At 71.9% G+C, this 11,995-nt stretch carries 11 protein-coding genes and 1 pseudogene; 4 read left to right on the top strand and 8 right to left on the bottom strand.

Features of this window, described 5'->3' with window-relative positions:
- Positions 1-7: 7 nt before the first annotated feature.
- Positions 8-1,012 (bottom strand): phosphotransferase, encoded by a 1,005-nt coding sequence (locus tag ACQP04_RS28525; protein ID WP_433503622.1) that lies wholly within the window; start codon positions 1,010-1,012, stop codon positions 8-10.
- Positions 1,013-1,673: 661 nt separating this feature from the next.
- On the opposite strand from ACQP04_RS28525, the gene ACQP04_RS28530 reads away from it, so the two are divergent.
- Positions 1,674-1,979: a hypothetical protein gene (locus ACQP04_RS28530; protein ID WP_433503623.1), complete on the top strand. Its 306-nt coding sequence runs from the start codon at positions 1,674-1,676 to the stop codon at positions 1,977-1,979.
- Positions 1,980-2,009: 30 nt separating this feature from the next.
- Here the strand turns inward: ACQP04_RS28530 and ACQP04_RS28535 are convergent, their stop codons facing one another.
- Positions 2,010-3,440 carry a DHA2 family efflux MFS transporter permease subunit gene (locus tag ACQP04_RS28535; RefSeq protein ID WP_433503624.1) on the bottom strand — a complete coding sequence of 477 codons (1,431 nt, stop codon included), beginning with the start codon at positions 3,438-3,440 and terminating at the stop codon, positions 2,010-2,012.
- A 58-nt stretch (positions 3,441-3,498) separates the two neighbouring features.
- On the opposite strand from ACQP04_RS28535, the gene ACQP04_RS28540 reads away from it, so the two are divergent.
- Entirely contained in the window at positions 3,499-4,197 is a 699-nt protein-coding gene (locus ACQP04_RS28540; RefSeq protein WP_433503625.1) for a TetR/AcrR family transcriptional regulator, read from the top strand.
- A 27-nt stretch (positions 4,198-4,224) separates the two neighbouring features.
- Here ACQP04_RS28540 and ACQP04_RS28545 read toward each other — a convergent pair.
- The 3 genes and pseudogenes from ACQP04_RS28545 to ACQP04_RS28555 form a co-directional block, all read right to left on the bottom strand.
- Positions 4,225-4,552, bottom strand: a pseudogene (locus ACQP04_RS28545) (alcohol dehydrogenase); the annotation flags it as partial.
- 456 nt (positions 4,553-5,008) lie between these two features.
- Positions 5,009-5,956 (bottom strand): DUF5996 family protein, encoded by a 948-nt coding sequence (locus ACQP04_RS28550; protein ID WP_433503626.1) that lies wholly within the window; start codon positions 5,954-5,956, stop codon positions 5,009-5,011.
- Between the two features lie 33 nt (positions 5,957-5,989).
- Positions 5,990-6,343: a cupin domain-containing protein gene (locus ACQP04_RS28555; RefSeq protein WP_037045868.1), complete on the bottom strand. Its 354-nt coding sequence runs from the start codon at positions 6,341-6,343 to the stop codon at positions 5,990-5,992.
- A 297-nt stretch (positions 6,344-6,640) separates the two neighbouring features.
- Between ACQP04_RS28555 and ACQP04_RS28560 the strand changes: the two genes are divergently transcribed.
- Positions 6,641-7,096, top strand: a complete 456-nt coding sequence (locus tag ACQP04_RS28560; RefSeq protein WP_433503627.1) for a GNAT family N-acetyltransferase — start codon at positions 6,641-6,643, stop codon at positions 7,094-7,096.
- 74 nt (positions 7,097-7,170) lie between these two features.
- On the opposite strand, the gene glnA is transcribed toward ACQP04_RS28560, so the two are convergent.
- On the bottom strand, positions 7,171-8,586 hold the full coding sequence (gene glnA, locus ACQP04_RS28565) for a type I glutamate--ammonia ligase (protein WP_433503628.1): 1,416 nt from the start codon (positions 8,584-8,586) through the stop codon (positions 7,171-7,173).
- 573 nt (positions 8,587-9,159) lie between these two features.
- On the opposite strand from glnA, the gene ACQP04_RS28570 reads away from it, so the two are divergent.
- Complete coding sequence (locus ACQP04_RS28570; protein WP_433503629.1) at positions 9,160-10,524, top strand: MFS transporter; 1,365 nt, start codon at positions 9,160-9,162, stop codon at positions 10,522-10,524.
- Positions 10,525-10,600: 76 nt separating this feature from the next.
- On the opposite strand, the gene ACQP04_RS28575 is transcribed toward ACQP04_RS28570, so the two are convergent.
- The gene (locus ACQP04_RS28575; RefSeq protein ID WP_433503630.1) at positions 10,601-11,371 is read right to left on the bottom strand and encodes a hypothetical protein; all 771 of its coding nucleotides are present in this window, start codon (positions 11,369-11,371) and stop codon (positions 10,601-10,603) included.
- Positions 11,368-11,937 (bottom strand): FAD-dependent oxidoreductase, encoded by a 570-nt coding sequence (locus ACQP04_RS28580; RefSeq protein WP_433503631.1) that lies wholly within the window; start codon positions 11,935-11,937, stop codon positions 11,368-11,370. Before ACQP04_RS28580 ends, ACQP04_RS28575 begins: the two co-directional genes overlap by 4 nt.
- Between the last annotated feature and the right edge of the window lie 58 nt (positions 11,938-11,995).

Below are 11,995 nucleotides of genomic sequence, written 5' to 3' on the forward strand. Positions count from 1 at the left end.
CGTGTGCTCAGCCCGGCTCCCGTCGGGCGTCGCGATGAGCGGCGGCGAAGCGCTCGATCGTCGCGAGGCAGACGTCGCGTGGCTGGAAGGTGCCCGCCGCCCAGGTCTGCAGCCACGCCCCGAGCCCGAACACCGGCGTCCGCCGGTAGAGCGGCCAGGCGTCGGCGGGCCGACGGCCGAGGGCGTCGAGGTAACCGGCCAGCAGCGCACGCTCGTGCTCGCGCCGGTCGGCGACGGTGAGGCTGGACGCGAGGAAGTAGCCGACGTCGTGGACCCAGCTGCCGGAGCGGACCAGCTGCCAGTCGTAGAAGCCGACGGTGTGGCCGACCGTGTACGTGTTGCCGGGGTGGGGGTCGCCGTGCAGCAGCGTCTGCGGGCCGGTGGCGGCGATGCGCGCCCACCCCCGGAACCCGCGCTCGATCTCCCCGGCCCCGATGTCGAGCGGGTGCCCGGCTCGCCGCAGCTTCTGCAGCGCACGGACGAATCCGGCCCGGGCGACGGGGGCCCAGGCCGGACCGAGCCGCCACGGACGCACGAAGGCCGGCAGCGGAGCGTCCCAGAACATCGCGTGCAGGCGGGCCAGTTCGCCCAGCCCGGCGGCGACCTGCTCGACGGTCAGCGGCGCGAGCGCGGAGTTCGGGCGCCCGCCGCGCAGCGTGACGTCCTCCATGACGACCACGGCGGCGAGGCGACGGCGGTCGGTCGCGGCGGCATGAAACGCGGGGTGTTCCAGCGGGAGGACCGGACGCTGCCGGACGAGGTCCGCCTCGGCCTCGCGCGCCCCGAGTGCGGTCAGGGCCACTCGGTTCAGCAGACGACCCTCCCGCTTGACGAACACCCGAGCCGGCCCGGCGGGACCCGCGTACTCCAGCTCGACGACCGCGCGGGAGTTCGTGCCGTCGACGAGATCGGTGACGCGGGCGTGCGTGACGGTCCGGCCCAGGGCGACGCTCATCCACGTCGGCGTCAGCTCGGACCAGTTCCGGGGCACCGGCAGCACACGGGAGATCATCGCGGCTGCCCGGCGACGAAAATCGGTGGGGCCGGACGACAGTGGTCGATACCGTATAGGCGACCGTGACACCACCCGGGGAGGTGAGACCCATGAACGCTGTCCGCACGTGGGTGCTCCCCCTCGTCGTCACGGTCGGGCGAGCGACGTAGGGGTCGCCGGGAGCGCCTCACCACCACGGCACTCCCGAAAGGCCACACCCTGTGCAATCTCTGCGCTTCACCTCCGCGACGTCGTCGAACGGTGTCGTCGAGCGGGACTTCGTCGTGGGCGAGGTCCCCGGCGTGCTCTGGTCGCCGGCGTCCGGCCCCGCTCACGCGCCCCTGGTGCTGATGGGTCACGGCGGCGGTCTGCACAAGAAGACCCCGGCGCTCGAGGCCCGCGCCCACGACACCGTGACCACATGGGGCTACAGCGTGGTCGCCATCGACGCGCCCGGACACGGCGACCGCCCGCGCACGGCCGAGGACGAGCAGGCCGCGCCGACCTCGGACAGGCCCGGGCGGCAGGCGACGACGCACGGTTCGAGTCGGTCAGCCTCCGGTACGTCACCTCACTCGCGGAGCGCGCCGTACCGGAATGGCAGGCGACCCTGGACGCCCTCCAGGCACTGCCCGAAATCGGCACGGGAGCGCCGATCGGCTACGGCGGCGGCATCTCGATGGGCACCGCGATCGGGGTGCCGCTCACGGCGGTCGACCCCAGGATCACCGCTGCCGTCTTCGGCGGCGGGTTCTTCGTGTCCGACGCGCTGCTCGAAGCGGCCCGACGGATCACGGTCCCGATACAGTTCCTGCTTCCGTGGGACGACGAGCACGTCGAGCGCCACAGCGCGCTCGCCCTGTTCGACGCCTTCGCCTCGGCGGAGAAGACGCTGCACGCCAACCCGGGCGATCACCGCACCATCCGCTGGGTCGGCGTCGACAAGGAGTTCCTGGCCCGGCATCTCGGTCCGGCAGCGGGCTGAGCGGCTCGCCCTGCTCCCGGTCACGGACCTTCACGGGCGTGCGCCCGCCGGTCCGCGAGGTCGTGCGACGCCCGTCCGTCGGAGGAACGCGGCCGGGAGCAGGGCGGGCGCGGTGAGCGCGAGGCTCCACCAGAACGTCGAGCCGTAGGCGGCCGCCGTCGCACCCGCGCCGGCCAGCTGGTGCTGCAGCACCGTCGTGGGGACGGCCGCCCCGAGCGGGGCCCCGATCCGCTGCCCGATCTGCAGCGCGCTCGTCGCCCGCGGTACCTGCGCCGGTGCGACGTCGCGGTAGGCGGCGGTCATCAGGGTCACCGACGCCGCCCCCACGCCGATTCCGCGGACGAACAGCGCGACGGCCGGCAGGACGACGCCGGGCTCGTGGCCGACCTGGGTGAACGGCACCGTGCCGAGCACCGCGACGAGCACCCCGCCCAGCACGACGTCACGTGCGGGGAGTCGGTCGGCGAGCCGGCCCACGAAGGGCAGCGCCACCAGCGTGCCGGCGAACTGCGGAACCAGCGCCAGGCCGGCGGTCAGCGCGCCCGCGCCCCACACCTGCTGGACGTACAGCGGGACGATCACCATCGACCCGAACAGCGACGCGCTGAGCAGGAAGAGCATGGTGGTCGCTCCCCCGAACGACGGCCGCGCGAAGAGCCGCACGTCGATCAGCGGAGTGCCCGAGGTGCGCAGGGAATGCCCGACGAAGACGGCGAGCAACACGGTCCCTGCCACGAGCGTCCCGACGACGAGTCGGTCGCCGAAGCCCGCCGAGCCGGCTCGGGATAGCCCGTAGGTGAGTGCCCCCAGCGCGGGCCCGAGCAGGGCCAGCCCGCGGACGTCGAGGCACTGGGCCGGTTGCCCGGGGACGTCGGGCACGACACGGCGGGCGAGTGCGACGGCGACCACGCACACGGGCACGTCGACGAGAAAGCACCAGCGCCAGCTCAGCAGCTCGACGATGAGCCCGCCGAGCAGCAGGCCGGCGATCGGGGCGATCTGCGCCGGTACCGACACCGCCGCGGTCACCCGGCCGAGCCGCTGCGGCCCGGCGGCCCGCATGAGCAGGGCGGCGCCGACCGGGAGAATCGCTCCTCCCCCGGCGCCCTGCAGGATCCGGAACGCGATCAGGCTGCCCGCCGACCAGGCCGCCCCGGCCAGCACCGAGCCGAGACCGAAGGCGACGACCGACCAGATCCACACCCGTCGGGCGCCGAACCGGTCCATCGCCCACCCCGTCGCCGGGACGACCATCGCCATGGCGAGCAGGTAGCCGCTCATCACCCACTGGATCGTGCTGACGTCGGCACCGAACGTGCGGCTCAGCGTGCCCAGGGCGACCGAGACGATCGTCGTGTCGAGCAGTGGGGCCACGGAGCCGACCACCACGACGACGCAGAGCCGGACCAGGGCGGGTTCGAGCCGGTCCGCCGTCGCGCCACGCCGTACCCGTGCCCGCACGGCGAAACACACTACACCGTGCAGTGTAGAAATACACCCGTCGGTGTAGATTCGTCCGGTGCCCCAACCCACGGGTGTGTCGACGTCGGTGAAGAGCCTGCGAGAGGGCGCGCCCGCCAAGCGGGCGGCGATCGAGAACGCCGCGCTCACGCTGTTCCTGCGGGACGGCTTCGCTCGGACCAGCGTCGACGCCGTGGCCCGGGAGGCCGGGGTCTCCAAGCGCACCGTCTACGACTACTACGGCGACAAGCGCACCCTCTTCCTCGACGTCGTGACGCGGACGCAGGCGGGCCACGAGGCGCGCTTCCGCGAACTGCTCGACGAGACCCTGCCCCCCGACCCGCCCGACCTCGAGGCCGCGCTCACGGCGTTCGGCCGCGCCTTCGCGTCCGGGGTGGTCCAGACCCGGGAGCGCAGCGCGATGGTCCGCCTCGTCGTGGCGGAGGCCGCCCACTTCCCGGACCTGCTCGAGCGCTGGCGGGAGGTCGGTCCACAACAGCAGATGCTCGCGGACCGGCTCGCGCACCTCGCCGGACGCGGACTGCTCGACATCCCCGATCCCGTCGAGGCGGCGGCCTACCTCGGCATCCTGGTGACCGCGCAGGTCAACAACCGCACGCTCTACGGCACGCTCCCGATCTCCCCCGAGGAGCTGGCCGAGCTCGTGGCGGGCGGTGTCCGCGTCTTCCTCCGCGCCTACCGCCCGACAGCCGATCGACAGGCTGATGCGGGCCGGGGCCTGCGCCGTCAGTTGTAGTGGATCACCCCGCGGATGTTCTTGCCCGCGTGCCACGTGGTCGCCGGTCGTCACGCCGACGGTCACGACGGCCGAGTCCGCGCCCTGTCCGTCGGTGAACGAGCGAGCCAGCTCGCCGGCCTCCTCGATCGACTCCACGGCGTGGGTGGCGCCGAACTGCGGTCAGGCAGGCGACCTCGAGCGGGATGTTCTTCGGGATCCTGATCGCCGAGTACACCGAGAGGGTGGTGTCCTCGCAGAACGTCGAGATGCCCGCGACCTGACCCACCGGGGCGCCGTCGAGGGAGAGCCGGAAGCTGGTCGGGTCGTCGGGGCGGCAGCCGGCCAGCAGGAACTGGCCGAGGTCGCACAGGTTCTCACTCCGGAACGAGCGCCGGCCCGCCACCGAGGGCGCTCGGTGGCGGGCCGGGCCGCCCACCCCGTCTCTCCCCCCACGTGCAGTGGAGCGGGCTCCCCCTCTTGACGCTTCTATCTCGCCGGATGTGACAGCCGGGCCCGACTCGACCCACTTCTCGGTGACCGGCGAACGCCGCTCCCGGTCACCGGCGCCGAGGCGGTCGCGACGCTGCGGGTGCCGGCGCCCGGCGAGGATCGCCTGGACCTGCACGTCCGAGAAGACCGGAACGTAGCTGCGCCGAGCCGAGCACGCGGATCTCGCGGTCGGTCAGCCGGTTCACCTTGCTCGCCGAGATGTGCGAGTGGACGCCCGAGGCGTGCTACGGGGCGTGGAACCACCGCCCCGCCGGCCCCGTACCCCCACCACACCGATGCGCATCAGTCCGCATGTCAGGACGAATCGGCGACGCACCCCTCACCGCATGCGGTCCAGCCAGCGGCCGGGGTCGACCTCCAGCGCTGCGCGGTCCCACTTGCCGAGCTCGGCAGCTGCTTCATAGGTGCTCTGCAGGAACCCCCGCACCACCCGGTCCGGGTCGTCGGCGGTGCGCGCGGCCTCGTAGGGCAGCAGGAACTGCTGGAACTCGGGGCTGAACGCCGCGCCCTCCGCCTCGACGGGGTAGTCGGAGAACCCGTCGGGTTCGGGATAGGCGTAGGCGTAGAAGGCGCCCTCCTCGCCACCACCGGGCCAGAACCCGCAGCTGGACAGCTCGTGGGAGTAGCCCTCGACCATGACCCAGTCCCCGCAGTTCGGCGCCCCTCCCGGGTGCGGCGGGGCCGGGCGTCCGGAGAACCGGGTGCAGGCCAGGTCCATCGCGCCCCAGAAGAAGTGGACGGGGCTGACCTTGCCCACGAAGCGCGACCGGAACTCGCTGATCAATCGGTCGGCCTGCAGCAGCTGCCGCCAGAACAGCCCGGCCGCCTCGCCGTCGTAGGAGGCGTGGGCGTGGTCGTCGGGGAACGGGACGGCCGGGTCCACCTCGTTCGGGACCGGACGGATCGGCGCCTCGACACCCAGCCGGCGCAGCACGGCCATCGTCTCGGCGTAGAACTCGGCGACGGACATCGGACGCAGCGCGAGCCCGCCCGTCCCGCCGTCGCTGCTGCGGACCTCGAGCCGATGAGCGACGAAGTCGAACTCGATCTCGAACGCACCCGAGCCGTAGGGGATCGTCGACGTGGTCAGCCCGCGCGGGCTGACGTACAGCGTCACCTGCCACCAGTGGTTGACCAGCGGCGCATGCACCATCCGGATCTTGCCCACGATCTGGGTCCACATGTGCACGGTGTCCCGCGTGTCCGTCCAGTCCGCGACCCGCAGGACGGGCCAGGTGGGCCCCGCGTCGTTCTGCTCCGCACCCACAGCACGCTCCTTCCGGTCGGCGTCGCGCCGCGGCTACGGGTTCGGCGACGCGGTCCGTTGCTTGGCCACGGTGAGGAGGACGGAGGAGTCCTCGAGTGCCTCCAGCGTGTGTCGGACCGCCGGCACGGCGATCAGGTCTCCGCGCCGCCCCTCCCACGACGTGCTGCCGGCGCAGAGGCGCACCCGGCCGTGCAGGACGTGCACCGTCGCCTCGCCGGGGCTCTCGTGCTCCGCGAGGGCGGATCCTGCCGTGAGCGCCACGACGGTCTGCCGCAGTACGTGCTCGTGCCCGCCGTACACGGTCTGCGCACTGCGGCCGGCCGAACCGGTGGCCGCGCTCTTCAGCTGTTCACGCGCCACCGCATCCAGGCTGATCTTGTTCGTCATCGCGTCTCCCCTGTCGGCCCACGGCGCTCATGGCGAAGCCGACGGTGGCGACGGCCAGCATCAGGACACGTGATGCTCCGCCGAGTGAGGGTGCGCGTGCGCCGTCCGTCGCGAGCAGAGGCGATGGTCCCCGTAGGAGGGACCATCGACCGAAGTTGGCCCGGGCCGGAAGCTGCGAAGGTCGCCGTCATGGGTTCGTCTGCAGGGAGGTACCGGTGAGCCACGACGGCGGTGACGGACCGAGCGGACGTCGGCACGATACGCCGTCCGGCCGATGACGGGTCTCGGGTGATCGCGATGCGGGTGGAGCTACGGGAGATCACCGACGACAACCGGAAGGCCGTGCGCGCGCTCCGCGTCCGGCGCGACCAGCGGCGGTTCGTCGCCTCCGTGGCCGAGTCGCTGAAGGACGCGGCCGCGGAGCCGGAGGCCCGTCCCTGGGCCCGGGCCGTGTATCTCGACGAGGAACCGGTCGGCTTCGTGATGCTGTCGTGGAACGCGCCGAACAGTCCGCCGGACGAGCGCTACTTCCTGTGGCGGCTGCTCGTCGACCGGCGCCACCAGCGGCGCGGCATCGGCCGGGAGGTGCTCACCACGATCTCGGACCTGGTGCGGGCGGAGGGCGGCGACGTGCTGCTGACCAGCTACGAGCCGGGTCCGGGCGACCCGGGGCCGTTCTACCGGGGGTTCGGCTTCGAGCCGACCGGTGAGATCGACGACGACGGCGAGATCGTCCTGCGACTCCGCCTGTGACCTTCGGGTGGCGCGACCCGGGACCCGTGACCCGGGCCGCCGTCCGTCGGAGCCGCACGTCGCGTCATCGCAGCTCAGAGGTCGTAGTAGAGCATGAACTCCCAGGGGTGCGGCCGCTGGCGGATCTGGTCGAGCTCCTTGGTCCGCTTGTAGTCGACCCAGGTCTCGATCAGGTCCTCGGTGAAGACGCCACCGTCGAGCAGGAAGTCGTGGTCCTCCTCCAGGGCCACCAGGACGGCCTCGAGCGACGCGGGCACCTGGCGGATCGCCGTCATCTCCTCCGGCGCGAGCTCGTAGAGGTCCTTGTCGATCGGCTCCGGCGGCTCGATCTTGTTCCGGATCCCGTCGAGGCCCGCCTGCAGCATGGCGGAGAAGGCGAGATAGGGATTCGCGGTGGGATCGGGCGAGCGGTACTCCAGCCGCTTCGCCTTCGCGCTCTGCACGTACATCGGAATGCGGACGCACGCCGACCGGTTGCGCTGCGAGTACACGAGGTTGATCGGCGCCTCGAAGCCCGGGACCAGGCGGCGGTAGCTGTTGGTCGTCGGGGCACAGAACGCCAACAACGCGGGAGAATGCTGGAGCAGCCCGCCGATGTAGTACCGGCCCAGGTCGCTGAGTCCGGCATACCCGGCCTCGCTGTAGAAGACGTTCTGCCCGTTCTTCCACAGCGACTGGTGGACGTGCATGCCCGAGCCGTTGTCCGCGAACACCGGCTTGGGCATGAACGTGGCGGTCTTGCCCGCCCGCCAGGCGACGTTCTTGACGACGTACTTGTAGTTCATGACGTTGTCCGCCATGTGCAGCAGGGACGAGAAGCGCATGTCCATCTCGGCCTGGCCGGCGGTGCCCACCTCGTGGTGCTGGACCTCGACGGGGATGCCCAGGTCGATGAGGGTCAGCGCCATCTCGCTGCGCAGGTCCTGGTGCTGGTCCATGGGCGGCACCGGGAAGTACCCCTCCTTGTACCGGGGACGGTAGCCGCGGCTGCCCGGCTGTCCGGACGCCCAGACGCCCTCCACCGACTCCACGTGGTAGTAGCCCTCGTGCTGGTTCTGATCGAAGCGCGCCCCGTCGAAGATGTAGAACTCCAGTTCGGGGCCCCAGTAGGAGACGTCGGCGAAGTCGGTCGCCTGCAGGTGTGCCTCCGCCTTCTCGGCGACATGCCGCGGATCTCGCGAATAGCTCGTCCGCGTGATGGGGTCGGCGACGAAGCAGTGGATCTGCAGCGTCGGCACGTCGCGGAACGGGTCCATCACCGCCGTCGTCGGATCCGGCATCAACAACATGTCGGATTCGTGGATCTCCTGGAAGCCGCGGATCGAGGAGCCGTCGAAGCCGTACCCCGTCTCCATCGCTTCCTCGGTCAGCTCCTCCACGGGGACGGAGAAGTGCTGCATCAGCCCGGGGAGGTCGCAGAAGCGAAGATCCACCATCCGGGCGCCACGGTCCTGTGCGAGAGCAAGGACATCGTGAGGGGTGTCAGGCATTTTCCGACTCCTCGTTGAATCTCGCCTTGGGCTCGAGAACTCGTCCGAGGTCGGTGGCCCGCCTCCGCGGGTGAGCGGCGCGCCGCCCGTGGCGACGTCGACGCCTGCAGAGCGCGGCCTGCGACCACGGCTGCCGAGGCGCGCACGTCTTCCGCACGCTGCTGGTCGCGGCTCGACGTCGTCCGACGCCGTGGCAGGCGACAACGGTACCGGCGGGGCCTCGCCGAGCACCAGGAAGTCGTTCCAGGCCGCGCAGTCGCGCCCGCCGGCCGCGGGACAGCCGGCGGGCGGGCCGCGCAATGTGGATCCGCCCATGTGCGGACCCGCCGGACTGGTCGACCTTCCGTTGTTGCAGCGTGCAAAGCAGTTCACAGTGAAACGGTCCGCACGGACGGCAACGGGGCGCCGCCACCGCCGCGCCGCACGGTCCGCAGAGGACGACACCCGGACGGTCACCTGCGCGGGCCCCGGCACGACCGGGGCCCGGCCGGGGTGTGGGCGCACACCGGCTCCCGCGCCGCCCGGGCCGTGAGCCCACGCCGGCAACGTCGCCGGCACGACCCGAGGACACCCATGTCGCTCACCGCAGCCACGCCTCCGATGCGCCTGTTCGCAGGCCGCAGGGGGCTGATGCTCGTCAGCATCCTGCTCCTCAACTTCGTCGTCTGGCTCGACAGCGCGAAGTTCAGCCTGCTCAACCCGTTCTGGTCCGCCGATCTCCACCTCACGCCCACGCAGATCTCCGGTGCCACGGCGAGCTACCTGCTCGGGTACTTCCCGCTGCTGCTGCTCGCCGGGATCATGGCCGACCGCATCGGCGCGAAACTGATGCTCGTCATCTGCATCGTGGGGGTGACGGTGCTGTCGGCGACGATGGCGTTCGTCCACACCTACGAGGAGATGTGGTGGCGCAACTTCTTCTTCGGCATCTTCTTCGGGTTCCTCTGGGCACCGTCGCAACGACTGCTCGCGGTCTGGTTCCCGGGAGCGCTCAACGCCCGGGCCACGTCCGTCTGGATGAGCTCCTGCCTGGTGGCCGGCGTGATCGCACCGGCGATCGCGCTGCCGCTCGCCAACCACCTGTCCTGGCGTGACGCGTTCCTGATCGTCGCCGCGCTCGGCATCCCGGCGTTGATCATGCTCGTGCTGTTCACCTCCAACAAGCCCGAGAAGCTGCGCGGCATCAGCGCCGAGGAGATCGCCCTCATCCAGCAGGAGCACCGCGGCGCGACCGTGCGGGAGAAGCTGACCTTCCGCGAGCTCCTGACCGCGCTGAAGAACCGCAGCGTGCTCACCATGATCATCGCCACGGCGTTCGCGACCACCCCGACCTGGCTCTCCGGGCCGTGGCTCCCCTACGGACTGATCACCCTCGAGAAGGTCAACCCCGACACCGTCGCCTGGGTGAGCCCGCTGATCGCCGCCGTCCCCGTGCTGTTCGGGCTGGTCAACGGCACGTTGGTGGCCCGGTTCTTCGGCGGCCGGACGCGGCCGTGGCTGGTCCTCGGTCCGGCCTGCGGGGCGATCGGCTTCGCGCTCGGTGTGGTGCTGCACGACTCCAGCTGGGTCCTGTGGGGCTTCTTCATCGGTGCCTTCGCCTTCCTCTGCGACCCGATGTTCTGGGGCACGGTGAACAGCTACTGGTCCGGCATCGCCCGTCCGGAGGTCACCGGCACGCTCAACGGCGCGTCGGCGGCGATGCAGGTCGCGGTGGGCTGGATCCTCACCGACCAGAGCGGCAAGTGGATCAACTCGGCGGCGGAGGGGCGCGCCCAGCTCGACACGGTGTGGATCGTGGGCGCGATCGTGTTCGCGCTCGCGATCATCCCGGTCCTCCTCTCCCGCGAGGTACGGGTGCACCAGGCCGTGGCGGCCAAGGCGGCGCCGGCCACGGAGCCGTCGGTGACCACCGGCGGGGCCGTCGAGACCCGTCCGTGACGTCGCACGGCGTCACCCGGCCTCGGCCCGGGTGACGCCGGCCGGGTCGGGGGGATGCGGACGAGCTGGTCCGCCGTCAGCGTCCGCTCGTGCGCGCGCCGTGCGCAGCGGCGAGGTCGGCGAGTTCGTCGCGGCTGGGGCCCTGCGGTACCGGTGGCCGCCAGCCACTCGCGTAGATCTCCGCGGCTCGTGTTCGCGCGGCGTCCAGGCTCACCGGAAGGGCCCGCATCCCGAGATAGGGCCCGATGAGGGGGAACAGCGCAGGGTCGGCCTGGGCGGCCGCGACGACCAGGTCGGAGGGCAGCGGCCGGGTGAGGTCGATGTCGGCGCCGGCCCATCGGCGGATCAGCTCGGCGTCCCAGTAGAGGTGGTCCTCGAACCACGGCGCGATGGTGTCGGAGCACCAGGCGTCGAAGGCGAGGCCGAGACCGACGGGGTCGTGTGCGTCGTCGTCGAGCAGGTGGAGGAGCTGCCGGGCCTGCAGCAGCGAGGTGGTGATGCCCCGCCCGACGGAGGGGTTCGTGGTGCACACGGCGTCGCCGACGAACACCAGCCCGGGCAGGGCCACGGCGCCGGTGTCGTCGAGCTGGCCCTGGTAGGTGTTGCGCAGGCGCCCGCCCGGCAGGACCGGTGTGAACGGGAGCGCCCGGCCGGGGTCGGTCCAGGCGGCCAGCGCCGGGATGGCCCCGGCGGCGGCCTCGAACACCTCGGTCAGGCGCAGGGCGGCCAGGGCCCGATCGTCGCTGGAGCGGGCGATGACGGTGGAGAAGATCCCGTTGTCGTGCAGGAACACGATGGACTGGTAGCCGCCCGGGTAGACGTCGGTCTGGCCGAGCGGGAAGTTCATCGGCCCCGGCTGCGCGCCTGGGCGCAGGCGGTACTGGCGGGAGACGTAGGCGATGCCGCAGTCCCCGCCCCGTGCCGGGGCGCGCCGGTCCTGGCCGAGCCGGCCGGCGCACCGGTGGCCGCGATCACCAGATCGGTGTCCAGGATCGCACCGTCGGTGCGGACACCGGTGGCCCGGCCGCGGGAGGTGCACACCTCGTCGACGTGCCCGGTATGCAGGTCCATTCCGGGTTGGCGCTCGGCCGCCGCCCGCAGGACCTGCTCGAAGGTCGACCGGCGGCACCGCACCGCCATCAACGTCCGGGACCCGTCCGCGCCTTCGACGGTCACCGGTTCCGCGCCCGCGGCGAGGAGCTCCTCCCACACGTCGGGCAGTTCCGCCTGCAGCGCCTCGGCCACCTGGGCGCGCAGGGCGTGCGGGTGGTGGAACTGCATCACCCCGCGCCGGGGCCACGACCCGTCCGGCCGAGGTCCGGTGTCCCGGTCGACCACGGTGACCCGGTGACCGCGCCTGGCCAGCGCCATGGCGGTGAACAGCCCTGTCGGCCCGGCTCCCACGACAGCCACACGCATGACGGTCCCCCACGACTCGACACCATCGGCAGTGTCCCGTCGGGAAAGAGCA

Origin of the sequence: Pseudonocardia halophobica, assembly GCF_050948485.1 — a bacterium.
Lineage (GTDB): Bacteria > Actinomycetota > Actinomycetes > Mycobacteriales > Pseudonocardiaceae > Pseudonocardia > Pseudonocardia halophobica.

Bases quoted from the DNA above. Each gene is read 5' to 3' on its own strand.
- ACQP04_RS28525 (WP_433503622.1), bottom strand. From the start codon at position 1,012: ATGATCTCCCGTGTGCTGCCGGTGCCCCGGAACTGGTCCGAGCTGACG.
- ACQP04_RS28530 (WP_433503623.1), top strand. From the start codon at position 1,674: ATGGGCACCGCGATCGGGGTGCCGCTCACGGCGGTCGACCCCAGGATC.
- ACQP04_RS28555 (WP_037045868.1), bottom strand. From the start codon at position 6,343: ATGACGAACAAGATCAGCCTGGATGCGGTGGCGCGTGAACAGCTGAAG.
- ACQP04_RS28560 (WP_433503627.1), top strand. From the start codon at position 6,641: ATGCGGGTGGAGCTACGGGAGATCACCGACGACAACCGGAAGGCCGTG.
- glnA (WP_433503628.1), bottom strand. From the start codon at position 8,586: ATGCCTGACACCCCTCACGATGTCCTTGCTCTCGCACAGGACCGTGGC.
- ACQP04_RS28570 (WP_433503629.1), top strand. From the start codon at position 9,160: ATGTCGCTCACCGCAGCCACGCCTCCGATGCGCCTGTTCGCAGGCCGC.
- ACQP04_RS28575 (WP_433503630.1), bottom strand. From the start codon at position 11,371: ATGAACTTCCCGCTCGGCCAGACCGACGTCTACCCGGGCGGCTACCAG.